This is a genomic window from Nocardiopsis exhalans (assembly GCF_024134545.1).
Classification (GTDB): Bacteria; Actinomycetota; Actinomycetes; order Streptosporangiales; family Streptosporangiaceae; genus Nocardiopsis; species Nocardiopsis exhalans.
Window position 1 is genome coordinate 5,006,362 of record NZ_CP099837.1, and the last position, 26,107, is coordinate 5,032,468.

Sequence of the window (26,107 nt, forward strand, 5' to 3'; positions counted from 1 at the left end):
ATGCACCGCAACACCGCCGATGAGTTCGACCACCTCTACAGCGCCTTGGACGAAGCAGATACCGAGACGGCCGTTTCGGTGATCTTGAAGCTACGCGGTGAGACCTGCGACATCGACTGTCTGTACTGCTACGAAAAGCGCAAGGAAGCCCCTGGGGGAGCCCGGGTCGATGCCGCCCAGGTGCGCCAACTCGCCGAGCTCTTTCGGGGGCGCCCACTCGCTGTGGAGCTACACGGGGGTGAACCCCTCACGGCAGGGCGCGAGCACGTTGAGGAGGTCTTGCGGGAACTGGCCGCCCAACCCACCGTGGTCCGCGTGTCCATGCAGACCAACGGGGTCCTGCTCAACGAGCGGTGGCTGGACTTGTTCGATGAGGTCTACCCGGACCTGCACATCGGTATCTCCCTGGACGGGGACGCCCAAGGCAACGCCTGGAGAGTGGGCTATGACGGCGAAGCCGTCTACCCGCGTGTGGCCGCCGCCCTGCGGCTGCTGGCCGACCGGGGCCGCACGGCCGGAGTGATCGCCGCGGTCACCCCGGCCGTGCTCGGCCGTGCCGAGACCGTGCTGGACCACCTCGCCAGCTTCGATGCGGTCAACGCGGTCAGCTTCGTACCCTGCTTCGATGCCTCCGTGCAGCAACCCACCACGGCCCAGGGCAGGCGGGTGCCCGTGAGCAGGTTGCTGCAACGCCAGGCCGTGGACAACCCCGGCGGCCCCGCGTGGGCGACCACCCCGTCCGAGTACGCGGAATTCGTGCTCGCGGCCACCGTCCGCTGGATCAGCGCCGGGCATTTCTCTCGGCTGAAGCTGGAACCGGCCGTGTCCACGATCCGGCGCCTGCGGGGTTTGGACACCGGGTTCTGCCACTTCACCAACATGAAGTGCGACCACGTCTTCACGCTCTACCCTGACGGTCGGCTCGGCAGCTGTGACGAGCTTCCCTGGCCCCAGGCCCAGCTCACCCACCTCAGCCAAAAGCCCGACCAGGCCGACGTCGTCGCAGCGCAGCGCCGGCTGCCACTGCTGAACCAGGGCAAGGCGTTGATGAGCCGGTGCGCCTCTTGTACGTACCAGTCCTCGTGCGGAGGTGGGTGTGTGGCGACCCGCTGGCGCCAGCGCCAGGCCGGTGACGAGGACGCCTACTGCGACTACCGCATGCGGATGGTAGACGGGATCGCTGCCCTGCTCGCCCAGCCGGCCCACCCTGCAGGTGCCTGGTGCCAGAGCGTGCGCTGGCGCCCGCGGACGCCAAACAGTATGCGCGCGATCGCTGCCTTCGTCGACCGCTGGGACAACGCCCAGGCACCGCGCCCGCCCGTGCGGTTGCGTACCAGCGCGCACGGCAACATCAACACCGTCGGGCTCGCCGGGGTGCATGAGGCCGAGGACGTGGATCCGCACCACCCCCAGTGGCAGGAAGCGATCGAGCCCGGAGTACTCCCCCTGGTCGACGTCCTGACCAAGGAGTGGGGTCTGATCACCTACGACAGCTGCCAGGGCCACCCCTACGAAGGCGCGGATCTAGCGCCCACTGGGCGCAGAGTCGGCATCCTGCCGCGCGATCGAACCGAGTATGCACACGCGGCCGCGGCCTTGTGCCGGACGGTGGCCGCGGTGACCGGCACCCTCCCGGCCCAGCTCCGAGTGATCGTGGGTCGAGCGGAACTGCGGTGTGAGAGCACTCAAACCACTCGTCCGGTGCTCGACCTGGTGTTGGAGCCTGTTCCCGGTGCCGGTTGGCCTTCCTACTTTGAGGTTCTGGAGCGGGCCACCGCAGTTGTGGCGGACGCACTCCACGACCAACGGCCCACACAGGACGAGGGCTGTGAGTGCCCCCTGCCGCAGGCCAAGCTGGCAACGAAGCCGGTGGTGACATGAACGGGGCTACGGACGCCGTGACGCTCCACCAGTTACTCGGGCGCATCGTGTACTTCCACGCCTTGTTCATCGAACCCGCGCTCAGGCCCGGCGCACCGCTCGACCCGGCTCCGGGGTGCTGTGCCCACAGCCCGCACCCGAACCCCTGCGCCCGCACGGTGGGGGAGCTGTTGCCGGGCTCGGCCTGGCAGGTGCTGTGGGAGATCGCCACCCCCCTGGCAGCGCCCTCCAAGGGTTGCCCGACGTCCTGTTCCTCGTGCTGCGCCACCTGCCACGTATCCGCCGCAGCCGCAGTGATCGCCGCCTCGTGGGCACAGACCGAGTACCGCACCTACCGACAGCGCGAACCGGCAGGTGCGCTCGTGGACGCATGCGCGAGCGCCGCGACCACCCGACTCGGACGAGTCTTCGCCCTCCAGCACTCCAGCCCTTGTAGCCGTCTGAAGCGCACCGCACCCCAGGCACTGCCCCCGACCGAGGAGCTACCCCTGACCGGTGAACTGCTGGCCCTGTGGGCCGACCCGACCACCGTCAGCCGCCACCCCGTCACCACCTGGCTCAACCACTGCACGAGCTTGGACGACGTCCAAAGCGTGCTCGCATCGAAAAGGACCAGCCCATGATCCACATCGCCGAAACCGTAGGAGTCGGCAGCGTCGAGAACTTCGTGTCCGATCAGGAGCGAGACCAGCTCCGCGAGCTGATGACCACCTTCCTGACAACCGAGGTGCGCGACCACTTCGGCCAGCACAGAACCAAATCCATCCACGAGATCCCCGGCCACACCGCCGACCAGGCCATGGCCGTGTACGAACCCGCTGGGCGAGTGGAGGTCACCACCATCCCACCGCAGGCCGAACAACTGCTCCAGGAAGCGTTCGACCGGGCTCGCCCGGCCCTGTCCCGCGTCATGCCCTCGATCACCACCTGCCGCCCCTGGACCTACGTCGAGTACGGCCCGGATCAGCACATCACCAGCCATCTGGACGGTATCGCTCCGGATCCGCTGGCCTGGCCGCGTCAGATCGCCGGTATCAGCGTCGTGATCACCGAAGCCGAGGCCGGGGGCGCGTTCTATGTCGAGAGCACCTCCAGCAACCAGCTCTGGCACCCACGACCCGACCACGACCGCGAGTTGGAGGGCTACGCCCAGGGCATGTGGCTGGCGCGCGACGGAGCCGACCACTCCGCCGAGTGGTTCACCCACATGCCCCGTACTCGGTGGAGTGTGCGCCCCGCCCCCGGCGCCGCTTTGCTCTACGGATCCCAGCTCACCCACGGCACCGAACCGGTTCTCCGGGGTAGAGCGGCCAAGTTCATCAGTTGGCTGATCGCCGAGAAGGAGGGGTGATCATGCTCCTGGCCTTGGAGGGGATTGCCGGAGCCGGGAAAAGTACGGTGCGCGACCGAGTGCTCGCGGCTGCCACCGCCGAGGGGCACCTCATCGCGCATGTGGGGCAGTTCTCCTGGTTGTCGCTGGAGGCCACCCGCACCATCATCGGTCTGCGGGCGGGCCGTGCGGCCACCACCAACAGCCGAGCGGCAGCCGCGGTACGTCGGGACCTTGAATTGCACGCCCGGCACAACCTCATCCCCACCTTGTCTTGTGGATCGGTCATCGCTGACCGGCTCACGCTTTCCACAGCCTGCCTGCTCGCCCTGGTCCACCGTCGCCCCGTCGCCCACTACGTCCGCGAACTCGCCCGGGTGCACGCTCCCCGACCACAGTTGACCGTGGTGCTGACCACCGACCCCTCGCTGTGCCAGACCCGGTTGGCCCAACGCCCCACCCCCCGCCGCTTCGGCGAGGACCCGACCACGACCGCTCAGCTAGCGCAGATGTTCGACCAGGCAGCCACCGCGTGGACGCGGGAGACGGGTCTGGCCGTGCTGCGGCAACCGTGCGCCACCAGAACCGACCTGGACCTGCTGGTGAGCGCCTGTCTGGACCGCCTACGCGCTTGTGCTGAGTGCCCATCTCGTACGTGAGGAGTCCGCTGTGCGTCTGCACCCCCTGCACCCCGCCGCCTGGGTCCTGGACCAGCTCCGTGAGGGCGGATGGACCATCCACGATCTGCTCGTCTTCACTCGCGCCAGCACCCTAGTCCTCGTCAGCCGCAGCGAGGCACCTCCGGTCGTACTCAAAGCGGGTTTTGGCAGCAACCACGTCCTGGCCGAGCTCGATGAGGACGCACGCCGGGCCGCCTACGGCTTCTACTGGTATGCCGAACTGACCGAGGATGAGCGTGCTCTGACCCGCCAAGATTTCCGCCACGAGATCACCCTCACCTGGACCGCTTCCGGCAGTCAGCACGTAGTTCCGTTGTTGGAGCAGGGCAGCACCGACCACTTCGACTGGTACACCATGCCCTACCGCGCCGACGGCAACTTCCAGCCCTTCCTCACCGGCTCCCACGGTGATCCAGGCACGCGCGGGCTCAGCATCCTGGCCGACGTGGCCGACGGGCTGCACGCCCTGCACGAGCGAGGAATCGTGCACCGCGACGTCTACCAGGAGAACATCCTGATCCACCAGGGCCGCGGATCCATCACCGATCTGGGCGCCGCCCGCCTTCTGAACACCCCACGCGGGCCCCTGGCCCGCGGCCCCGAGGTGCACTGGCCGCCTGAGTACGCGACCTTCTACAACCGGGCCACCCCAGCCGCCGATGTGTTCAGCCTCGCGGTCCTGACCTACCGCTACCTGTGCGCGGACCTGCCCCGCCACGGTCACTCCCGACTCGACGCCGCCCCTGCTGTGCTGCGCCTACCGCTCACTGCGGCTCTGGCCCCAGCCCCTACAGACCGGCCCGGGATGAGCGAGCTGGGCACGGCGCTGCGCCAAGCAGCCACCGAAGCGGCCCCCCACGGCCGCTGACCCCACTACCTGCAGGACGGAGAAAGAGCTGAATCCGGCCCGCGCACCCCCGCGCTGCCCGATCCACGAATCCCATCACCCGCTTTGAAAGGACGAGCACCCATGAGCCCCAACCCGACCAACCAGTTCGAGGACTTCCTCACGGCCGTGGATGACCTGCGGAGTGAGGACGCCAGCGTCCGCACGACCGCCCACACCTCCAGTGTCTCCGCCGAGGGCTGGCCGACCACCGACCACTCCGCCCCCGAACCCACCCCCGGCACCGCCGCCTAACACCTTTTTGGGATCTCAACCCGGTAGCGAATGCCCCTGGGGCCAGCTCTCACCGCGCTGGCCCCAGGCCCACCCCCTGGAGGCCGCCGCTCATGCGCACGCCCTTGACCACCTTTTCCCTCACACCCATCCCCTCCCTGCACCAGAGGCGCACCCAGCAGATCCGCACGCTCTTGCAGACCGACGCCACCGCCCAGGACCACACCGCAGTCGACTACTGCCTGGCCCACCACGCCCTCGAAGGCGCCGAGAGCGCCGCACGCTCCCACGACGCCACCGCCCTGGACTGGTACCGGACCCATCCGGGCACGAATGCGGCGCAGCTGTCCATCCCCACCCCCGTGGGGCCACGTGTGGTGATCTCCCCCAACCCGGAAGACCTGCCTCGCTCGGCGATCTCCGAGACCCCCTACTACGTCCTGGGCCCCACCACCCAGCCAGCCCCACCAGACCTGCGCGAACTGGCCGCCGACGCCTACGCTGCGGGCGCCCGGTTCGGGTTCGCCGATCTACTGGCCAACCACGCCGTCACCCTCTGCCTGCTGCGCCACAAGCAGCTGGGACAAACCCTCGACAGTTGGACCATCACCCGCCTGCCCGGCACCGTCTTCTGCGACCACGTCGGCGAACCGACCGTGCTCGCCCGTGACCTCGTCCACGAGGCCGGCCACAACTGGCTCAACGACGCCCTCGTCGCCACCAACTGCAAGCTCAGCGATGAGGTGACGTTCTACTCCCCCTGGAAAGACCAACAGCGGCCCGTGTTCGGTTTCGTACACGCTTGCTGGGCTTTCCCCCTGACCATGATCTACACCGCCCGTGCCCTCCCCCACACCAGCGGAGCCCTGCACAGGTTCCTGACCTCCTACCTGGACCAGCAGCGCCCCCTGCTCGCGGCCACTACCAGTGACCACCCCCGCGCCCTGGAGTTGATCACCCATCCGGAACTGCGCGAGCGCCTTCGCACCATCCACAACGAGGCGCTCAGCCTGTGAACCCCACCGGCGCCATGCTCGCCCTCGACGACCCATCGCATGCCCCCGGCGTCATCCTGCGCCTCCACGCCGCTGGCACCCCAGCCACCCAGGCACACACCGGGGCAGCGAACCTCGAACTCGGCGCTCCCATCGAGGACGCCAGCGTCTTCAACACCGGATCTGTCGCCAAGCAGGTCATCGCCTACCTATGTGTGCGAGCCTCCCGCGAGGGGTTGGTCAGCCTGGACCGGCCGGTGCAGGACCTCCTGCCCCGCCTACAGATCGACGATGTGACCCTGGGCGACCTCATCGGGCACCGCGGCGGCATCCGCGACGCCGAATCACTCCTTTCTCTCGTGGGACTTCGCGACCTCGACCACTACACCGCCGACGATCTACTCGAACTCGCCTACCGCCAACGTCACCGCGCCACAGACCCCGACCACTTCCTTTACAGCAACACCGGCTACCTGCTGCTGGCCAAAGCCCTCGAAAAGATGCACGGCACCGATCTCCACGACCTCGCTACCCGCCAGGTCTTCACCCCCCTGGGCATGACCGGTGCCCGATTCAAGACGGACGTGCGCGAAGTCATCCCCAACGCCGCCGCCAGCTATCAACCCACCCCCAGCGGCTGGCTCCACCACGAACGCCCCGTCACCCTGCCCGGCCCTGGCTCCCTGTGGTGCACCACCGCCGATCTCGACCAGTGGCTCACCCACCTGTGGCGAGAGTGGCAACCCGCATCTGGGCGCACGCTTCCCTTCCAAGACAGTGTCAGCTACCGGCCCAGCGATCACCCACCGTTCTCCTACGGTCCCGGCTTGTACGCCGACACCTGCTCCGACCAAGCTGCGGTCTTCCACTACGGACACGAGCAGGGATTCTCCGCTGCCGTGCACCTGTTCGACTCAGGTCTGCGGCTGATCTGCCTGTCCAACCACTCGGGCATCGCCGCTGACCGCCTCGCTGCCACGGCACTGCGCGAGTTCGCTCGCACGCCCGACACCGACGCCCATGAACTCCTCAACGATGCCCTCCTCGCCTACCGCTCCCCACAGCCCAAAACAGAGCCGCCAACCGAGGCCTCATACGCACCGCACACGCCCGTGGGGACCTACGCGTGCGCGGAAGTGCCGGGCACCGTGCGCTTAACACGTAAGGCAGGCGCGCTGTACCTGTGGCGCCGGGGTACCTGTGACCGACTCATCCCCGCCTCCAAGCCTTCGGTGCTCACCGCCAACGGCTACGCGGTGACTCTGCCGGACGATGCCAGGGATGGGCCAGACAGCTTTGTCCTTGACCTGGATCGTGCCCCTGGCCTGCGCTATCAACGACTGCCATGACTACGTTCCGATGGGGTAGGGACGTTCCCCCCGAGTAGTGGACATCTCCGACACTGGTAACACGAGGAGGAGTCCACCCCATGGCCATGAAGCACTACCCACCCGAGTTCAAAGCCGACGCCATCGCCCTGTACCGGTCCCGCCCCGGCGCGACGATCGCTCAGATCGCCACCGAACTCGGTATCAACCGCGAGACCCTGCGCAGCTGGATCCGCAAAGACGACGACCAACGCTCCGCGCAGGCATCCGCACCCACCCGGGCCCGAACCGGTACTCCAGCCCCCAGGGAAAACCTGGAAGAAGAGAACAAGCGGCTCCGCGCCCAGGTCGCCGAGCTCACCACCGAGCGCGAGATCCTGCGCAAGGCAGCCGCCTATTTCGCACAGGAGATGAGACCGTGAGCCGCTTCGGTTTCATCCAGGACCACTCCAGCGCCTTCGGCGTCAAGCGGCTGTGCCAGGTGCTGGGCCTGGCCCGCTCCTCGTACTACGCCTGGAAAAAGGCCAGGGAAGCACGCGCGGAGCGGGCCCGTCGCGACGCGGAACTGACCGAGGCCATCCGCGCCATCCACAAACAAGACCCGGCCTACGGGGAACCGCGCATCACCGCTGAGCTGCGGGAGATGGGCTATGAGGTCAACCACAAACGGGTGGAACGCCTGATGCGCGAGGCCGGGATCGAGGGGCTGCATCTACGCAAGAAGGTGCGCACCACCGTGCCCGACCCCTCCGACCAGCCGGTACCGGACCTTCTCGAACGCGACTTCACCGCCACCACACCCAACAGCCGCTACGTCGGTGACATCACCTACCTGCCCCTGGAAGGGGGCCGGTTCTTGTACCTGGCCACGGTCATCGACCTGTACTCGCGCCGTCTGGTGGGCTGGTCCATCGCCGAGCACATGCGCACGTCCCTGATCGTCGATGCCCTGCGCGCGGCCCAGGCCGAGCGCGGCTGCCTGTCCGGGGCCATCTTCCACTCCGACCACGGCGCCCAATACACCTCAGCGGCCTTCGCTCGGGTGTGTGAACAGCTCGGGGTGGTCCAGTCGATGGGGGCTGTGGGCTCCTCGGCCGACAACGCCGCCGCGGAGTCCTTCAACGCCAGCCTCAAACGCGAGACGTTGGAGGGAAAGGGCCTCAAACGCTGGGAGAGCGTCAAGCACGCCCGTCTGGCGGTGTTCGCCTGGATCAACCGGTACAACACCCGACGCAGGCACTCAGCAAACGGGCAGCTCAGCCCGCTCATCTACGAGCAGAGAACAGCTAGCCTGGAGCTCGCTGCCTAAACATCAGGTGTCCACACTCATGGGGGAACGCCCGTAGATCGATTCCCTTGCGGCTGGGTGTGTGAGGTTGAGGGTCAGAGCATGCTGGTCTGCCAATTCAAACTGAGGGGCAAGTCCGTTTTCTCACGAAACCCTTGAGGATTTCAGCGTCTTACCAGCGACCAAACATGAAATCCCCTCACTCGACATGGGCAGCTTCACCTGCACAAACCCATCATCGGGGTCTGGGGGTAACGAATTCAGGGCATAGTGGCAGCGACATGGCGTTCTATGCTGAGGATTCCTGACATCGAAGGTGGGTGTGTCCCTCGTGCTGTGCGGTCACTGCGGGCGTGCACGCATCAGTGCCCAACGGGGTGGGTGTGCCTGTATCCCCCCGAGCTTCTGGCAGTCCGAACCAGTGCTGCGCGCGGTCCAAGACCAGGACGCGGCCGCCGTGATCCGGCTGGCCTGCCACCAGCTCGCCGGACTGTCCCAGGAGGGTGTGGCCCGCATGACGGGGCTGGCCTCCAGCACCATCAGCCGCATCCTCGCCGGCGCCCCCTTGACCCGCGCTGATCGCGCCCAGCAGGCGTTGACCGGTATGGGTGCTCCGCCGCCCCGACCACGCACCGAGACCGCTCCCAGCCCTGGGCTTGGGCCGGTGCAGCGCCTGCTGGAGCAACCCGAACGCGTCGATGGTGCCGCCGTTACGGTCCTGGGCACGATGTTGGCCGCCCAGCGGCGGCTGGACGACCACGTGGGCGCTGAGATCGTGTTGCCCTCGGCCCGCTCACATGCGCAGATCATGGACGTGGCCGCTGACCGTGCCCGCGGCCCGCACGCCGAGGCTCTGCGGGTGGTGGCCGCTGAATGGATCCAGTTCGAGGGGTGGCTGCTGGCCTCCACCGGGCGGCTCCACCAGGCAGTGCAGGTGCTCGAGCGCGCTGCGGTCCTGGCCCAGGAGCTGAACGAAGGGACGTTGCTGGCCCAGGCGCACAACTTCGTGGCCTACACCGACCGGCGCCGCGGGGATATGCCCGCCTTCTTGTCCGGGTTCTTGCGCGCCTATCACACGCCCGGGGCGCACCCGGCCCAGCGTGTGGGGGACGCGATTCAGGCCGCCCACGGCCAGGCCCTGCTGGGGCAACGGGAGGACGCCCGCCGTTTGCTGGATGAGGCCGCGACTTTGGCCGAGCATGCCGCTACCTTGCCGCCCCCGCCCACGGCCTACTGGCTCAACGAGCAGTTTCACCGGCTGAACCTGGGGTTGGCCCATCACGGGTTGGGGGAGGCCGATGTCGCGGTCGATCTGATCTCTTCAGGTCTGGCGGGCCTGCCCGCGGACCAGCGTGCAGCGGACTGGACAGTGGAGTACCGCGAGGCTTTGGAACGGGCCCGTCAGTAGAAGGTGGGAAGGGACAAGCGTGGTCTGCGGTAACTGTGATCTGGCCTGGAGAATGTGCCGGTGTGTTCCCGCCTGGATCGTGGCCGATCCTCAGTTCCGTACCTGGGTGCGGGCACGGGATCTGACCCCCATCGTGCGGTTCCTGTTGACCCACACCGAGCTGCGGCAAACCCAGGTCGGTGCGGTGTTGGGCGGGTTGCGCCAGGGCACCATCTCCAAGATCAACTCCGGTGCGCTGCGGGTGCAGGACCGTCGCACCCTCGAACATGCTCTGGCCCGGTTTCAGGAAGAGCCGCTCCCCTCCCAGGTGTCAGCGCCCGCCCCCAGGGAACCCTTGACGGGAGAAAATCCCACCTGGGGGGAGCCTGGCGCCTTGGCCTGTCTGGACACCGCACTCGCACACCAACCCACACGACGCTCGGCCATGGCCACCGCGGGCTCGGCCCTGGTGATGGGGTGGGCCCTGGCCGATACCCCCTCTACCGGATCGGTGGCCGATCCCCCCGTCTCCGATGCGCTGTGCGAGCAGATGGCCGAGCTGGTCGATGCCATCCGCATGGCTGATGCCCAAGGCGGGGCCAGCGCCGCGCTGCGCGCGAGTGTGCGCCCCCAACTGGAGTTCTTGCGCCGCCTCCTGGACGAGGCCGCAGTCACCCCCGCTCAGCGGCGTCAACTGATGAGCATCACCGCCGACCTGACCGGCCTGGCCGGATGGATGGCGGTGGACGCCGGCGATACGGACGCGCAACAACTGCTCACGGCCGGGCTACGGCTGGCCCATGCCGCCCAGGACCCGCTGCTGGGCGCCGGCATCATCTCCTACCTGGCCGTGCACGCCTACAGCCAGGGCCAGGGCCAAGAGGCCGCGCTCATGGCCTCCACCGCACTGCACCGTGTCCAAGGGCTGGCCAGCCCGCGAGTGGAGTGTTTGCTGTGGATCCGCCAAGCCCGCGGCCACTCAGCCTCAGGCGATGAGCTGCGCGCCCGCACCGCCGTGGAACAGGCCCAGCGCGCTTTCGCCCAGGGGCCCCGGGAGGATGATCCCCGGTGGCTGTACTGGATCGACGAAGGCGAGGTGGCCTGCCAGAGCGGGACCGTGCTGTTGGAAACCGGACACCCCGAGCAGGCCCTGGCACAGATCGACCGGGCCCTGCTGGGGTACAGCCCCGCACACCGACGCAACCAGGCCAGCGCCCAGGTCAGGGCAGCCAAGACCCTGATCGGAATGGGTGAGCCCGAAGAGGCCAGCGTGCGCGCCCACCGGGTCTTGGACCAGATCACGGACCTGAACTCGGGCCGCACCACCAAGCAGGTGCGGGACCTGCTCGCACAGCTATCCCCCCACCGCGACCTCACCGATGTGGCCGAGGTCTTCGACCGTGCCCGCCCCCTTTTGGAGCCTGCCCCGTGAGCTCACCCGTCCTGGTGCTGTGGGACATCGACCGCACCCTGCTCTACGTCGGCAACACCGACCGACTCATCTACCGCGAACTCGCCCACGACCTTCTCGGCCATCCGGCCCAGCACCTGCCGGCCAAAGGCACCGGCCGCACCGTGCCCCTGGCCGTGCGCGAGCTGCTGCAGCGCAACGGGGCTCCCGAGGCGGACCTGGACGCCTTGGTCAAGCAGGCCCTACAGGAACTTCCCGACCGACTCGATGAGTACCGATCGCACATGCTCGAACACGGGCACCTCCTCCCGGGGGCCGCACAAGCCGTGGAGGCCGTGCACGCCCACCCCGGGTGGGTGCCCAGCGTGGTCACCGGCAACCTGCAACGCAGCGCCCAGATCAAGCTGGAGGCCTTCGGACTGGCCCCCTGCATCGACACCGCGCTGGGCGGCTACTCCAGCGACGACCCCCACCGCCCCCATCTGGTGGCCCGCGCCCAACAGCGCGCCCAGGCCGCGCTGGGCACGACCTTCGACCGCACGAACACGGTGATCATCGGGGATTCGCTCGAAGACGTCACCACCGGAGTGGAAGGCGGAGCACAGGTGATCGGCGTGGCCTCGGGCACCACACCAGCCCAGCAGCTACACCAGGCCGGCGCTGACCGGGTGCTCGCCGACCTGACCCAGGTAGAGGCGCTCAAGGAGGCCATCACTGCCCTGAGCCACGTCTGCGAGTAGATAAAGGGCGCAGTCCAGGCCACGTTTATCGAAAACACAGAACGCATTCGAACACCAGGAATAGGAAGAATACTAGGAATATTCCTGTGTGCAATGGAGTGATCACCGGCCCGCTCCCATAGTGGTGGGCATGGCCGAACACACCCCTTCACCGATTCCAGCGGTGCCCGACCTTGTGTCGGACTTCGCCGCCGCCACCCCCGGTATCGAGCATGTCGTGGTCTTCACCCACGACAGTCTCGTGCACGCCTACTCGTCGGGGTTGTCGACGCAGCACGCCGAACAGTGGGCTGCTCTGCTGGGCAGCCTGTGGTCCATGGCCGACCGGTGGGCCAGGGTCGCCGACCGCGGCGCCTGCTCCCACATCCTGCACAAGGACCAGGCGGGTCGTGTCCTCATCCTCCCGGCCACCGCCGGGTGCGGTATCGGCCTGCTCCTGAGCTCTGAGTCGGACACCAAGCAGGTCGCCTTCGCCGCTCAAGTCTTCGTGGACGCCCTGGGGCCCCGTCTTCCCCAGGAGGTCCCCACCACGGTGGGCGCCGCGATCCACCTCAAGGGGGCCGCCGCATGAGCACGGCGCACTTCACCCCCCGCTCCCAACGGCCCCGGGCCACCGCCCGCGCCCCGAGGCTGCGGATCAGCGAGTTCACCCTGGTCGCTCCGGCCTTCCACTCCCTGGCCCCTGATCTGGACGCCCAGGACCCCCAGTCCCGCATCCTGGCGCTGGCCTGGCAGTCCCCACGGCCTGCCTCGGTGGTCGAGCTCGCCGACCAGGCGGGCTTCCCCGTCGCCTTGACCATGGTGGCCATCACCCATTTGATCGACGAGCACCGGCTCGTGCCGTGCTCACCGGTGGCGGCCTCGGGCGGCGCGGGCGCGCTGGAGCAGATCCTGCAGGCCTTGCAGGGGCGGCCTTTGCAGACCGAGACCGCCAAACTCCTGGTGGCTGCCCCCTCATCCGGGCAGCAGGAGCTGCGCGCGCTGCTGGGCCATGTGGGGCAGATCCACCCCAGTACGGGCCAGGGCGCCGAGGTGCTCTACGCCCTTCAGCGCAGCACCCACACGCTCAACCTGGCCATGACCGGGGTGTGCGGCCTGCCTGCGCTGGTGTCCCTGTGGCCGGACTTGGCACGCAACGCCGAAGCCCTGGTGCTGCTGGTGCGCGACACCGACCTGGACCAGGGCTGTGACATCGCGGCCTGGCTCAATGAGCGAACCGAGGTCCCGGTTGTGGTCGCGGTGCACCTGGACAGCGAGAGCGAGCTGGACGCCCCGCAGGTACGGCAGGCGCTGTCGGTGCCCGAGCGTGTGCCGGTGGTGATGTTCGACGCCCACGAGCCCTACTCACTGACCTGCCTGCTGCGCGATGTGTGCCATTACCTGACCCGTCTGGAGGGGTGGGGATGAGCCGCATCATGATCGCCGGGGCCGGGCACGCCGGTCTGGGACTGGCCACGCACCTGGTGCGCTCTGATGCCGACCTGCACGTGGACCTGTACACCATCCACACCACCGAGGAACTCCTGCGCGCCCCCCGGCTGACGCAGATGAGCTTTCCCACCGTGTACGAGCTGGAACAGAACGCTCACCTGGACTTTTGGTCGGGCCTCTCACCAGTCTTTCGTGACATCTCCTTCGCGGTCTCCCCAGGGGATGGGACCCGTCAGTCCTTCGTGGGCCAGCAGCGGCGTGTGGGGACCGCGATCGACCACGGCGCCAAGACCGCGGCCTGGTTGCAGCAGGTCGAACGCCAGGACACCAACCCGGGCGGGGCGTTCATCCACGTGCAAACCGTGCAGGCGCAAACCCTCGCCTGGTTCGCGAAGAGCGGCATGTATGACCTGGTGATCGTGGCCACCGGCGACAGCGACACCCAACTGGGTTCGTTGTTTTCACAGGTGTCCGTCTCTCCCACCACCCGGGTGATCGTCCAGGCCCACTTCGAGGGCGCCCCGAGCGGCCCCGACGTGCAGGTGACCACCACCCCGCACGGGGAGATCTTCGCCTACCCGGTGCTGGCCGCCCACTGGGAACCGGCTCAGCCGGGCCAGGAAGCGCCCGCGCCGGAGCTGGTTCCGGCCACCGCCGTGCAGGTCTACGCCCGCGCCGGTGGGCCGATGGACCCCACCACCGAAGGCGTCACGTTCTCCCGGCGCGCGGAGAACCTGAGTGCGGGCTGGGCGCACGCCCACCGCACCCTGGCCGAGCACACCCCCGAGCTGGCCGCCTGGGCCGCCCAGGCTCCCTGCCTGGAGCAGTCCCGGCTGCTGCGACCCATCACCCCGCGGGTGCGCCGCCCGCTCACCCAGCTCAACGGCACGCCCGTGTTGGGGATCGGCGATGTGGTCCTCACGGTCGACCCCACCTCCGGGCAGGGCGCCAACGCCTCCACCCGGGTCGCGCACGTGGTCGCCGAGCACATCCTGGCCCGCCTCGAACAGGGCAAGCCGCTGGCTGATGCCGCGTTCTTGGAGGGCGCCTACCAGGACTACTGGGACCAGCACGGCCAGCACACGAGCGTGTTCAACAACCTGGTCACCGACTTCTGGTCCGGGAAGCTGCCGCCGTACATGACCGAGCGCTTCGCCCACAACTTCACCGACCAAGACCAGGCCGACCGCATGGTGGTCGGCTGGGACGACCCCTCCACCCTGGACTGGCTCCTGACCCCCTAACCCCTTTCTCCCCACCCCCCTATGGCGGCCCGGCCGCCGATGCGAGGTACCCCCATGCCTGAAACCGCCCCGCCCCGCCCCAACGAAGCCAACCGCAGCGTCTACAACCGCCTGGTCATGCAGGTCATCTACACCCTGTGGGTGCACTGGATCTGCCACCGGCTGGCCTGGGGCATCTCCAACCGGTGGATCCGCCGCGCCTACCGCACCTGGCCCGGAGCCGCGCACCTGACCATCGGCCCCGGCAACGGCCGCTTCCTGCGTTTCCTGCCGCCGCGGGTGCAGGTGCTGCACCTGATGGACCTCAACGCCTCCTGCCTGACCATGGCCGCCCGCGTCGTGGGCGGGCGCACCCTCACCCCCCACGCCCACCTGCAGGACGTGCTGGCCCGGTGGAAGGACCTGGACGAGGCCAGCCTGGACAGTATCGACTGCATGATGGTCATGCACTGCCTGCGCGGGGCCTCCATCGCCGACAAGGCCGCCTTCTTCGCCGAAGCCCGCCGGGTGTTGAAGGAGGGCGGGGTGTTCTTCGGCGCCACCGTCCTCTCCGGCGGCAGCGGGGTGCGCGTCAACCGCTTCGCCCGGCTGCTCCTGAACCTGTACAACGGCCGCAAGAACGTCTTCGCCAACACCGGCGACACCTCCGACGACCTGCGGGCCCAGCTGCGCTTCCCCTTCCCGGACGTGGACTTCCACGTGCAGGGCTGCACCGGCACGTGGGTGGCGGTGAAGCGATGACCACCCCCAACACCGGCGAACCCGCAGTCGCCGTAGTGGGCCTTGCTTGCCGCCTGCCCGGCCACATCCGCTCACCGCAAGCGTTCTGGGACGCGCTGATCACTGGCCGGGACCTGGTCACCGACCACACCGACGCCCACCCGCGCGCCGACATCTTGCCCGCGGCCATCCTCACCGAGACCGAGCAGGGCTTTGATGCCGCCCACTTCGGTTTCTCACCCACCGAGGTCGCAGCGATGGACCCCCAGCAACAGATGCTGCTGGAGCTGGTCGACGAAGCCTTCCAGGACGCCGGAATGGCCCTGGCCCACTGGCGGGGCAAGCGGGTGGGGCTGTGGGTGGGCTCCTCCTGCCTGGACCAAGCCCTGCTGCGCCTAGGCCCCGGCCAGGGCGGCACCATGGTCGACACCGCCGGCGCCCTACCCTCCATGCTCGCCAACCGCCTCTCCCGCCACCCCCACATCGACTGGAGAGGCCCCTCCGAGGCCCTGGACACCGCCTGCTCCGCGTCCCTGGTCGCCACGCACCGCGCCCACCAGGCCCTGCTCACCAGTGAGGTCGACCTGGCCGTGGTCGCCTCAGCCAACACGTTGAGGTTGGACACCCACACCCGCATGTTCGCCGCCTCGCGAGTGCTCTCCAACGACGGGCACGTACACCCCTTCGACCAGGGCGGCAGCGGGTTCGTGCGCGGCGAGGGCGGCGGGGCCCTGATCTTGCAGCGCACCGCCGACTGCCCCACCACCGGCACACGTCCGCGCGCCCTGGTGGCAGCCAGCCTGACCAACTGCGACGGCGCCGGAGCCCCCATCGGCACCCCCAACGTGGCCGGGCAGATCGACCTGCTCACCCGCACCTACGCCCAGGCCGGGCTGGCACCGGACCAGGTGGACTACGTCGAGGGTCACGCCACCGGCACCGCGGCCGGGGATGCCGCCGAGTCCCGCGCCCTGGGCAGGGTGCTGGGGCGGGCCCGCCCCGAAGGCGAGCCGCTGCTGGTGGGCGGGGTCAAACCCAACGTGGGCCACCTCGAAGGCGGGGCGGGCCTGATCGCGCTGATCAAAGTCGTCCTGTCCCTGGAACACGGGGTGATCCCGCCCACCATCCACCACACCCACCCGCTACCGGCGCTGCAGCGGATGGGGTTGCAGGTGCCCACCACCGCCCGCCCCTGGCCCCAGCGCGAGCACACCCCCACCGCCGGGGTGTCGGCGTTCGGGTTCGGCGGCACCAACGCCCACCTGATCCTCCAACAGGCCCCACCCGCCCCCAACCCGCCCAGCGCACACTCCGATGAGGACCAGGCCCCCCACCTGATCCCGCTCTCGGCCAGCAGCACCGCCGCCCTGGCCCAGAGCGCAGGTCTGTGGTCGGCGGCCATGGGCCAGGCCGGTTCGGTACGCCAGGTGGCCGCTACCGCCGCCCACCGGCGCGACCACCACCACGGGGCGCGCGCGGTGGTGCTCGCTGACAGCGCCCCGCAGGCCGCTCAGGCCTGGGACGCGGCGGCCCAGGGCCGCACCCACCTGTCGTTGGCCGGGCCGCGTCGCCCCGCCCACAAGCCGCTGGTGGTGTTCGTCTACCCCGGCCACGGCGCCCACCCCGCCACCTTGTCCGGCCACCACGGTCTGGAGGCCGAGCCGGTCTTCACCCAGGCTCTGGAGCGGGCCCGCCTCGCGACGTTCCTCGAGAGCGACCAGGGTGAGGCGGACGGACTGGCGCGGGTGCAACCGGCCCAGTGGGCGTGGCAGGTCGCCGCCACCGCCCTGCTCGCCTCGTGGGGTGTGCGCCCGGACGTGGTGGTGGGCCACTCCCTGGGCGAGCTCGCCGCCGCCCACACCGCCGGAGTACTGACCCTGCATGAGGCCGCCCTGGTGGTCGCCCAGCGCAGCCGCCTGCTGGAACAGACCGCCCCCAAGGGTGAACTGCTGGCCACCTCCCTGGACCCGGCACGCGCCCAGGAGCTGGTGCGTTCCTTGCCCACGGTGGCGGTGGCCTCGATCAACGCAGCCAACGCCACCGTCCTGTCCGGACCCATCGGCGAACTGGACCTCCTCGCCGACCAGCTCGCCAAGAGCGGGGTGTGGACGCGCCGCATCAGCGACGCCCCGCCCGCCCACGGCCCGCTGGTGGCCGACCAGGCCGAGCAGTTGCCGGACCTGGTCAAGACCATCCGGCCGAGCCCCGCAATCACAGCGCTGTGGTCCACCGCCACGGCCGCCCGGGCCCAAGGCCCGGAGTGGGACGCCGCCTACTGGGGGCGCCAGCTGCGCTCCCCGGTACTGCTGCACAAGACCGTGCGGGCTCTGGCCGAGCAGGAGCGGCCCGTCGTGGTGGTGGAGGTCGGTGCCCGCTCGGTGCTGGCCAGCGCCCTGGCCTCCACCCTGGCCCAGGCCCAGCGCCGCTATGAAGTCGACCCGCCTTTGGTGTGCACCGACGGGCCCGCCGCCCCGCGCGAGAACCTGCTGATGGCGCTGGGGCAGCTGTACACCTTCGGGTTGAACCCCAGCTGGCCCACACCCTCAACCCCCACGGCCGCACCCCTGCCGTTGCGGGCCTGGACCCACCACAGCTCCGCCGCCCCTCAGAACGCAAACCAGGTGGTCGAGCTGAGTGCGCTGGAGCCCGAGCGGGCGCGCACGGTCATCACCGAACAGGTCACTGCTCTCGTGCGGGGTCTGCTGCCCCAGGGCAGTGCCCTCCCGCAAGGGGACGCGGTGCTGGCCGAGGCGGGGTTGGGGTCCTTGGCCCTGGCCCACCTGCACATCCAGCTCATCCACCAGCTGCCCGACCTGGCCGGTCTGCCCGCCCATGTCGTGCACCAGGCCACCACGATGTCGGCGCTCGTGAAGGCCATCACCCAGTTCTGGGCACCCGCCCACCTGGCCCACTCCTGAACGGAAAGCACAGCCACCATGTCACCCCAGGTCCAGCAGCAGAGCGTGATCGACGCGGCGCTCATCGGCATGAGCATGCGCCTGCCCGGCGCCATGACCGCGCCCCAGCTGTGGCAGCTGCTGCTGGACCCGGCCCAGAAAGACCACATCGGGTTGGAGAGAGGGCCCATCACCCACACGCTGGTCCGCCAGCTGGCCATGGACGCCCTGGCTGATGCCTCCCTGCCCACCCACGCCCTGCAGGGCACCCGCACAGGGGTGTACTTGTGCACCCACCCCGACTCTGCTGCCGAACCCGAGCTGGCTGAGGCCCTGTGCACCTACTTGGGGGTGGAAGGCCCGGCGAGCACGGTTCGTGAGAGCACCGCGGTGCCGCTGCTACACACCGCTCACCATGATCTGCGGGTGAAAACCGTGGACCACGCCATCGTCTTGGCCCTGGACGAGCACCACGATCTGACCCGAGCCATCGCACTGGTGCTCACCGCCGCCCCGCTGTCCGAGCGTCACCGGGCCTATGCCCACATCACCGGCACCTGGACCACCACCGCCCCGCCCCACCACCAGACGCACACGCAGGTGATGGGCCAGGCCCTACGCCACGCCCAGACCGGCTTCGCGCGGGTGTGGTGGTGGAACACCACCGTCACCGACCCGACATCCTCCCCCTCGGGTACTGACCAGACGCGCGTCCTACCCGAACCCTTGGCCGACCGGGCTGGCGTGAGCGGTCTGACCTCCGTGGCGGCCACCGCGCTGGCTCTGCACCACCGAAGGCGCCCCGCCGAGGGCACCGGGAACAGCTCGATGTTTCCCCCCTACGACCCCTTCGAGGCCTATACGGCCGCAACCTTTGAACACACGCCCCACCAGCGGTCCGCGACGGTACTCACCAACGCCCCCCGGCTTCCTTTGCCCGCCCACCACGATCCGGTTGCCCTGCCCCGTATGCACCCCCTCTCTGCTTCCTCCCACGCCGACCTGACCCGCGCGGCCCGCCTGCACGCTGAAACCACCCCAGCCGCGGGCAGCGTCACCACCTTGGCTGACACGGCCCTGGAACACGCCGACCACCACCGGGTGCGGGCAGCCGTGGTCAGCGACAACCTCGGCACCACCGTGCAGGGCTTTCGCTCGATCGAGGACGGACAGCCCAACAGTCACGTCATCGGCCCCCGGGTGGTGCCGCAGGTGCCACCGCGGCTGGTCTACGTCGCGACCGGCGTGGCGGGTGTGCACCCCAACGCCGGCGCCGCCCTCATGCGGCTGAGCGAGTACGCCGAGGCGGTCGAGGAGACCCGCCAGGCACTGGCCGAGTACACCACCGAACCGGTCTGGGGCCCGGGCGAGCGACTGACCACGGTGCAGGACCACCACCAGGCGACCTACGTCACCCAGCTGGCGCTGGCCGCGGCCTGGCGCGCATGGGGTCTGGAACCAGAGGTGGTAGTGGGGTGCGGCGCCGGTGAACCCGCCGCCGCGGTGATGGCCGGAGCACTGTCGGTCCAGGAAGGGGCCCGCGTGGTGGCCGCGCGCAGCACCGCTCTAGCCCAGCTGCCCCCCACTCAGCTCCTGCTCATCCACGCGTCACGATCCCAGGTCCAATCCCTGCTCGCCCCCCGCCGCGATCAGGTGCACGTGGCACTGCACCTGCACAATCGGCTGTGGTGCATGGCCGGACCCACCGACGAGCTGCTCCAGCTGCTCCACACCCTGCGTGAGCGCAAGATCAGTGCCCGCCTGGTGCGGGGGGATACCGTGCACACCCCACCCGCTCTCGAACTCGGCTCCCAGGTACGTCACGCCCTGCGCGGGCTACGGCCCCGCCTAGCCACCCGCGCGTACCTGATGAGCGCCACCGTGCGCCCCTCCAGCGCCCGCTACCTCGATGCCGACTACTGGGCCAACCAGCTCGGTGCTCCCGCGTACCTGGGCGCCGCCCTGCGCCTGGCCACCGACCGCACCCAAACCAGCGTGCTGGTGGAGGTGGCCGCCCGCACCACCCTGGCCCGGCCCCTGCTGGACTCCGTCGATGCCCGCAACGACGTCGTCTCGCTAAGCGCTGACCCCGCCCAGTACGCGCACGCCCTGGGCGAGCTCTACACCCGCGGCCACACCCCCCGCCCTCGACCGGCGCACAGCCGAGCCAACGCCCATCTGGTCCTCCCACCCGCCCCCGCGCGACAGGAGACGACCTCCGTCTGTTCGGCGCCGGCCCCCGAACACGTGCAGGACGACCTGCTGCGCCTGGTGGAGCGTCTGGCGGACCTGGACGGGCCCCCGGCCGCCGCACACTCCTGGGCCCAGCTGGAGCTGAGCGAGTACGACCTGGTGCGGCTCATCTGTGAACTGCGCCAGATCCCCGCCTGGCGGGCGGTGACCAGTAACGACTTGGACCCGCACCAACCGCTGACGGTGTGGGCCAAACAACTGGCCACCCGCCTGGAGGACACCAAGGCCACCACGCCGTCGCAGCCCGCACACCACTGACCACCCCTGGACGGGGCGCTGACCGTTCTCCCCTGATCCCGGACGGTGCCCCAAGGGGTGCCCTCGCTCCACCCCGAACCCGGGGCGGGGGCACCCCAACCGTTACCAGCACACCACTGAAGGGACCACTCTTGCCTACCACCGAAATCGCCGCCGAGTTGATCTACCGCCAGGGACAGGAGGGCCTTCTGATCCAGGAGGCCGAGCACGCAACCTGGCAGTACATGCCCCTGGGCATACCGGGTCTGCTCCAAAACCCGGACTACGCCCGCGCCGTGCACACCCAACTTCCGCACCTGGGTGAGGCCAGCCAGGAACAAGTCCGGCTGCGGATGCAGCGCGCGGAGCAGATGCGGGCCCTGCCCCACCTGTACCACCGGTTCGTGCTGGGCTCGGTCACGCTGGCCCACCCCACGCCGGTGATGCGCGCCCAGCTCGCTCACCTGCAGGAGCTGGACCAGCTCCCGCACATCGAGATTCGGGTACTGCCCGCAGGTCCGGTTATCACCGACCCCAGCGGGTTCACCCTGCGTGCTGATCAGGTGTGGATCGAGGCCGCCGACCTGTACTTCACCGCCCCGGGTCACAGGGCGCTCTGGCACGCGGAGTGGGACCGGCTGTGGTCGAAATCGGCCCCGCTCAACGCCGCTGAGGTCTTCTCCTGATCGGGGGAGCGCCGACGCCCCCTCGGGGGTTTGTCACTCCCCCGGACCGAGGCTGGCCAACTCGTGTAGCCCCGGCCCTAGACCCTCAACCGCATGCGGCCCCGCAGCCGCCCCGGCTCGTGACCACGTCTGAACGAGGCGCTGCCCGCTCTCCCCTGAACTCGGATGGCACCCCGCCCGCCACCCCACTTTCGGAGGTACCCCCCATGGTTCGACCCCTGGCCGTGACCACGTTGGTGTTCGGCTACCACCACGCCCTGACCAGCGCACCCGAGCAGGACTTTCGCCCGCACAGCGGCCACCTGCGCCAGGTGCTGGCCGAACACGACGTCATCCTGCCCCAGGCCGCGCGCGCCGACTTCGACCGTCACCTGATCACCTGGCAGCGCCTGGCCCACGCCAGCGCGCTGGCCGACCTGATCACGATGGTGCTGTCCCGCCACGGCATCGACCAACCGCTTCCCGCTGCGGAGTTGGCGGTGCACATGTGCGAGCGGGCCGGGGACGCACCCGTCACCTCTCAGGCCGCCCACGTCCTGACCCGTCTCGTGGGGCAGGGCTATGGGGTGGTGGTGGCCACCAACACCTGCCGCCCCCAAGAGCAGCGCGCCAAAGCGCTGGCCGACGCCGGCCTGGGCGATGTGCCCCTGGTCACCTCCAGCCAGCTCGGGGTGGCCGCACCACACCCCGAGTTCTACGAACACGTGCTGCGCCGCGCCCAGTGCCCGCCGGGTCGGGTGTTGTGGGTGGGCTCCGATCCCATCGAGGACGTGGCCGGGCCCCGCGCCCATGGCATGCACGCCGCAGCCGTGCTGCCCACCACCGCCGCTGGCCGCCGTGAGCGGGCCGCCCGGGCAGGAGCCCACACCGTGCTGACCTCACTCCAGGAGCTACCGGACGTGCTGGTGCCCCTGGCCCGCCCCTAAGCCCACCCCACCCCCTTCTGTTTTGGACCTAGACATGGACCCCTTCACCGACGAACGCGCCAAGTGCCGTGATGCCGCCCCCGACGCCCTCTTCGTGCAGGGCAGGGCCCAAAACCGGGCCAAGCTCATCTGCCGCCCCTGCCCGGTACGTGCCCGGTGCCTGGCCGAAGCCCTGGACGGGCAGATCGAGTTCGGGGTCTGGGGCGGGATGACCGAACGCGAACGCCGCGCCCTGCTGCGCCGCCGCCCCGAGGTCACCGACTGGGCGGGCCTGCTTGCGCAGGCGTGGGAGGACTACCAGCGCTCTGAACCGTCCCCGCCCCAGCATGCCTTGCCCGCCCCCGCCTGAAAGAGAGGAACCAGCATCATGTCGCCGCGCCGCCCTACCAGCCCGCGCCCCCGCCACGTCGTTGGCCGGGTGAGCGCGCTCTGGACCCCGACCGGTACCGGCAGGCCGAAGAGCTGGATGCGGACCACCCCTACTGGTGGATCCTGTGGGCTCCCTACAGCCACAAGTACGTGGCGTTCTTCCTGGGCCCTCAACGTGTCGAACCCATCGGCGAAGAAGACCCGCAGGAGCTATGCGCGGAGCTGGCGCGCGTCGAACACGAGCTGTTCGCCCCACCAGTCGCCTTGTTGCGGTCAGGCCCACGGGCCCCGGGCGGGGGGTGAGCGGTGATGCCCGGATTCAACCGACCCACCACCACCCCCACCGACCCGCTGGCCACCGCTGCCCGCAACGTCGGGCTGACCCTGCACCGCCAGGGCGGCCACCTGTACCTGAGCAGGGTCGCAACCCGCATCGGCATCCATGAGCACCAAGGCCACTGGTGGATCCGTCTCACCGCTACCGAGGAACTCGGCCCCTTCACCGACACCGACGAGCTGATGCGTGCCAGCGTCCAGGCCCTGGACGCAGCCCGGGCCCGCTCACGCGAGGGGCTGGTGCGTGGCCGATGACCCCCGCACTCCGACCTGCTCCTGTGCCCGCCACCGGGCCGGACCTCAAACGTCGCGCGGCGACCGGCCAACCCCTTGCCCGGTTGCCGCGCGGCCCCCTCACCTCGTGTGGTGCGCGGCTGAGGGACCCCGCCACCCGGTGGGGTCTGCCCTCCTACCGCACCGGGTGGGTGATCCCATGACCACCAGCACCGATCTGCCCACCTGCACCATCGCCGACCTGCAATCAGCGCTGCTGGGCGCCAACGCCAGCCCTGAAGCGCGTGCACATGCGCGCCGCCTGCACCAGGTGGCACCGCGGATGTGGGAGCTGGCCCAGGCCGGACGGGACTGGGCCGGGAGCCTCCTGCACCAGCTCAGGCCCTGGGATATGGAGCAGGTGGTGGACCTGGGGTGCGGCATGCCCCGCCGCACTCCCTCCAGCGGCCCCGCTGCGGTGGACACCCACGAATACGCCGCCGCTGCCGGGGTGCGCCGCTGCGCTTACGTGGACGTGGACCCGGACGTGGTCCGGGCCCGCCAGAACCTGGCCCGGAGCACAGATGGGGCGGTGATGGCCGACATCACCGACCCCGAGCATCTGCGCCACCAGTTGGCCACCTGCGGTATTGCCCCCCACCGCCCCACCCTGGTGCTGCTCGGCGAGGTGCTCGCATGCATGGACGACGCCCAGGTCGTCCACGTGCTCGGCCTGGTCGACAATCACTTCACCGCGGGGTTCATCGCACTCTCGCACCTGTCCGGTCTGGGGCCCGCACCCGCAGCACTCACACGCGCCACCGGCCACCGCGTACGCGCGCGTTCGGCCGAGGAACTTCTGGCGTTGCTGGACCAGGCCGGGTTGGCCCCTTACCAAGGCCCGACCCCGGTGGCGGCCTGGCCGCTGCCCTCCTGCCCGACCCCGGGCACCGACCTTCTGGGCACTCTGGCACGGACCGGAGGCAAGCCGTGAGCGAGGATCCGAGCCTGACCCGGGCCCTGGCCAGGTTGCACAAGCACAGCACCCCGAAGGAGTTGCGTGCCGTCTACGAGACGCACACCAGTGTCACTGTCACCCGGCTTGCCGCCGCGACTGGCCGCTCCAACGGGTGGGTGTCCAAGCAACTGCACCGGGCCGATACCCGCATGCGCCCACGTGGCTACCGAAAGCGCACCCCGGCCACGCCGATCGCACCCCCCGTGCTCGGGCCTTCCCCCACGGTGCTGCGCCACAGGCTCTCCCAACGCCTGGCGGAGCTGCGTAACCACGCGGGCCTGAATCAGACCGAGGCCGCTGACCTGGTTGGTGTCTCCCCCGCCACAGTGATGCGCGCCGAGAATCCGCAGGAGTCGCCGACCAAACACCTCCTGCGCACGCTGTGCACCTGCTACGAGGCACCACCCCAGGTGTGCGACGAACTCCTGCAGCTCTGGAAGGACAGCCGCGCCCCAGCCTGGTGGACCCGGCAGGACCTGCGTGTGTTCGGAAGCAGACAAACCGAGCTGGGGCTGCGCGCTGACGCGCGGCGCGTGCACGGCTGGTCTGACCGGCTGGTACCCGAGCTAGTGCAAACCGCCGCCTACGCCCACACCATCGAAGCCGCTCGGGGCACCGAGGAACCAGCGGAGATGGCGGTGGCGGTACTCATGGCCGCCCAGCGCCGGGTACGCAGGCGCGGTATCGACCAGCGCTACGTACTGGACGAGGCCGTCATCCGCCGCCGTGTGGGCGGAGCCCAGGTGATGGACGAACAACTCACCGTTCTACGCACGCTGGCTGAGCGTGGCCGCATACGGGTGCTCACGTGGGACAGCGGCCACTGCATCCCCGAGAGCCCGTTCGAGCTGTGCTCGATCCCCCCACTCGACGAGACCGCGCTGTGCTTTCCCCCCTTCGGCAAGGTCTACCTGGGCGAGCCGCCCCCGTCCGCCCACCCGCTGAGCTTCTTCCAGAACACCATGGCGAACCTGTGGGAGCGGGCGCAAGGGCCTGAGGCCACCGTGGCCCTGATCGAGAACGCCCGCACTCAACTGTCTGGTGCGGGCACCGTTTCCACTTCAACCTTCACGACCTGAAAAGACTCATGTCCCACTCCTTTGAGCACCGCACCTACGGCCCCATGGACGACTCGCCCGCGGACCTGGCCGCCACCACTCACACCACTGTGACCAGGTGGGGTGTGCACGCGTCGCAGGCCCTGATCGTCTCCGCGCGGGTGCGCACCCTGGCCACGCTGCTGACCGCCTGCGAGGCCAGCGAGTTCCACCTGCACCTGCACTACGCCAGCGGGCGCGTGCGGGCCGAGGTCACCACCCCCACCGGGGCGCTGTGCCACGACCTGCCCGCCTGGCAAACCCAGCGCGACCAGACCCACACGCGCTACACCACCAGCGCCCAGGCGCAGAGGGAACCGGGCGTAGCCACCGAGTCCGGTCGGTTCCTGACGAGCACACCGCGCGATGAGCGCAGAAGCGCGTGAGCCACCGCCTCGCCGCCGAGGCCGGCGACCCCCACCACACCGACCACCAAGTTCATCACCACCACCAGCCGCCTATCCGGCAGGGCCAGGGCTTTGACCTAGTGACCTGGTGATCTGCGTACCGAGGAACCCAA

General features: G+C 69.5%; 25 protein-coding genes. All 25 read left to right on the forward strand.

Annotated elements, in window-relative coordinates:
* The 25 genes from NE857_RS22155 to NE857_RS22275 all read left to right on the forward strand — a co-directional run bounded on the left by NE857_RS22155 (position 1) and on the right by NE857_RS22275 (position 25,973).
* Positions 1–1,881, forward strand: a complete 1,881-nt coding sequence (locus NE857_RS22155; protein WP_254417498.1) for a radical SAM/SPASM domain-containing protein — start codon at positions 1–3, stop codon at positions 1,879–1,881.
* Positions 1,878–2,504, forward strand: a complete 627-nt coding sequence (locus NE857_RS22160; protein WP_254417499.1) for a hypothetical protein — start codon at positions 1,878–1,880, stop codon at positions 2,502–2,504. Before NE857_RS22155 ends, NE857_RS22160 begins: the two co-directional genes overlap by 4 nt.
* Positions 2,501–3,232 carry a hypothetical protein gene (locus NE857_RS22165; RefSeq protein WP_254417500.1) on the forward strand — a complete coding sequence of 244 codons (732 nt, stop codon included), beginning with the start codon at positions 2,501–2,503 and terminating at the stop codon, positions 3,230–3,232. Before NE857_RS22160 ends, NE857_RS22165 begins: the two co-directional genes overlap by 4 nt.
* A 2-nt stretch (positions 3,233–3,234) precedes the next feature.
* On the forward strand, positions 3,235–3,870 hold the full coding sequence (locus tag NE857_RS22170; protein ID WP_254417501.1) for a hypothetical protein: 636 nt from the start codon (positions 3,235–3,237) through the stop codon (positions 3,868–3,870).
* Positions 3,871–3,880: 10 nt separating this feature from the next.
* Positions 3,881–4,759, forward strand: coding sequence for a protein kinase domain-containing protein (locus tag NE857_RS22175; RefSeq protein WP_254417502.1), 879 nt, complete (start codon positions 3,881–3,883; stop codon positions 4,757–4,759).
* Positions 4,760–4,861: 102 nt separating this feature from the next.
* Entirely contained in the window at positions 4,862–5,032 is a 171-nt protein-coding gene (locus NE857_RS22180) for a hypothetical protein (RefSeq protein ID WP_184365161.1), read from the forward strand.
* Positions 5,033–5,124: 92 nt separating this feature from the next.
* Entirely contained in the window at positions 5,125–6,027 is a 903-nt protein-coding gene (locus NE857_RS22185) for an aKG-HExxH-type peptide beta-hydroxylase (protein ID WP_254417503.1), read from the forward strand.
* Entirely contained in the window at positions 6,024–7,355 is a 1,332-nt protein-coding gene (locus NE857_RS22190) for a serine hydrolase domain-containing protein (RefSeq protein ID WP_254417504.1), read from the forward strand. Before NE857_RS22185 ends, NE857_RS22190 begins: the two co-directional genes overlap by 4 nt.
* 80 nt (positions 7,356–7,435) lie before the next feature.
* Positions 7,436–8,643 (forward strand): IS3 family transposase gene (locus NE857_RS22195; protein WP_254417505.1). Its coding sequence is split into 2 segments (ribosomal slippage): positions 7,436–7,739 and positions 7,739–8,643, totalling 1,209 coding nucleotides; the frame shifts between segments, so codons are not numbered across the junction.
* Positions 8,644–9,043: 400 nt separating this feature from the next.
* Positions 9,044–10,030 carry a hypothetical protein gene (locus NE857_RS22200; RefSeq protein ID WP_254417506.1) on the forward strand — a complete coding sequence of 329 codons (987 nt, stop codon included), beginning with the start codon at positions 9,044–9,046 and terminating at the stop codon, positions 10,028–10,030.
* Positions 10,031–10,109: 79 nt separating this feature from the next.
* Positions 10,110–11,441, forward strand: coding sequence for an NsdA family TPR-like regulatory protein (locus NE857_RS22205; RefSeq protein WP_254417507.1), 1,332 nt, complete (start codon positions 10,110–10,112; stop codon positions 11,439–11,441).
* The gene (locus NE857_RS22210; RefSeq protein ID WP_254417508.1) at positions 11,438–12,160 is read left to right on the forward strand and encodes an HAD family hydrolase; all 723 of its coding nucleotides are present in this window, start codon (positions 11,438–11,440) and stop codon (positions 12,158–12,160) included. The genes NE857_RS22205 and NE857_RS22210 overlap by 4 nt, the downstream gene beginning before the upstream one ends.
* A gap of 130 nt (positions 12,161–12,290) precedes the next feature.
* Entirely contained in the window at positions 12,291–12,731 is a 441-nt protein-coding gene (locus NE857_RS22215; RefSeq protein ID WP_254417509.1) for a roadblock/LC7 domain-containing protein, read from the forward strand.
* The gene (locus NE857_RS22220; protein ID WP_254417510.1) at positions 12,728–13,567 is read left to right on the forward strand and encodes a DUF742 domain-containing protein; all 840 of its coding nucleotides are present in this window, start codon (positions 12,728–12,730) and stop codon (positions 13,565–13,567) included. Before NE857_RS22215 ends, NE857_RS22220 begins: the two co-directional genes overlap by 4 nt.
* Positions 13,564–14,835, forward strand: coding sequence for a hypothetical protein (locus NE857_RS22225; protein WP_254417511.1), 1,272 nt, complete (start codon positions 13,564–13,566; stop codon positions 14,833–14,835). Before NE857_RS22220 ends, NE857_RS22225 begins: the two co-directional genes overlap by 4 nt.
* 54 nt (positions 14,836–14,889) lie before the next feature.
* Positions 14,890–15,576 (forward strand): class I SAM-dependent methyltransferase, encoded by a 687-nt coding sequence (locus NE857_RS22230; protein ID WP_254417512.1) that lies wholly within the window; start codon positions 14,890–14,892, stop codon positions 15,574–15,576.
* Positions 15,573–18,473: a beta-ketoacyl synthase N-terminal-like domain-containing protein gene (locus NE857_RS22235; RefSeq protein WP_254417513.1), complete on the forward strand. Its 2,901-nt coding sequence runs from the start codon at positions 15,573–15,575 to the stop codon at positions 18,471–18,473. Before NE857_RS22230 ends, NE857_RS22235 begins: the two co-directional genes overlap by 4 nt.
* A gap of 18 nt (positions 18,474–18,491) precedes the next feature.
* Entirely contained in the window at positions 18,492–20,963 is a 2,472-nt protein-coding gene (locus tag NE857_RS22240; protein WP_254417514.1) for an acyltransferase domain-containing protein, read from the forward strand.
* 131 nt (positions 20,964–21,094) lie between these two features.
* Positions 21,095–21,628, forward strand: coding sequence for a Scr1 family TA system antitoxin-like transcriptional regulator (locus NE857_RS22245; RefSeq protein ID WP_254417515.1), 534 nt, complete (start codon positions 21,095–21,097; stop codon positions 21,626–21,628).
* Between the two features lie 206 nt (positions 21,629–21,834).
* Positions 21,835–22,554: an HAD family hydrolase gene (locus tag NE857_RS22250; protein ID WP_254417516.1), complete on the forward strand. Its 720-nt coding sequence runs from the start codon at positions 21,835–21,837 to the stop codon at positions 22,552–22,554.
* Between the two features lie 34 nt (positions 22,555–22,588).
* Complete coding sequence (locus NE857_RS22255; RefSeq protein WP_254417517.1) at positions 22,589–22,903, forward strand: WhiB family transcriptional regulator; 315 nt, start codon at positions 22,589–22,591, stop codon at positions 22,901–22,903.
* Between the two features lie 329 nt (positions 22,904–23,232).
* Positions 23,233–23,514: a hypothetical protein gene (locus NE857_RS22260; RefSeq protein ID WP_254417518.1), complete on the forward strand. Its 282-nt coding sequence runs from the start codon at positions 23,233–23,235 to the stop codon at positions 23,512–23,514.
* Between the two features lie 178 nt (positions 23,515–23,692).
* Entirely contained in the window at positions 23,693–24,466 is a 774-nt protein-coding gene (locus tag NE857_RS22265) for an SAM-dependent methyltransferase (RefSeq protein ID WP_254417519.1), read from the forward strand.
* Entirely contained in the window at positions 24,463–25,569 is a 1,107-nt protein-coding gene (locus NE857_RS22270) for a Scr1 family TA system antitoxin-like transcriptional regulator (protein ID WP_254417520.1), read from the forward strand. The genes NE857_RS22265 and NE857_RS22270 overlap by 4 nt, the downstream gene beginning before the upstream one ends.
* A gap of 8 nt (positions 25,570–25,577) precedes the next feature.
* Positions 25,578–25,973 carry a hypothetical protein gene (locus NE857_RS22275; protein WP_254417521.1) on the forward strand — a complete coding sequence of 132 codons (396 nt, stop codon included), beginning with the start codon at positions 25,578–25,580 and terminating at the stop codon, positions 25,971–25,973.
* Positions 25,974–26,107: the final 134 nt, after the last annotated feature.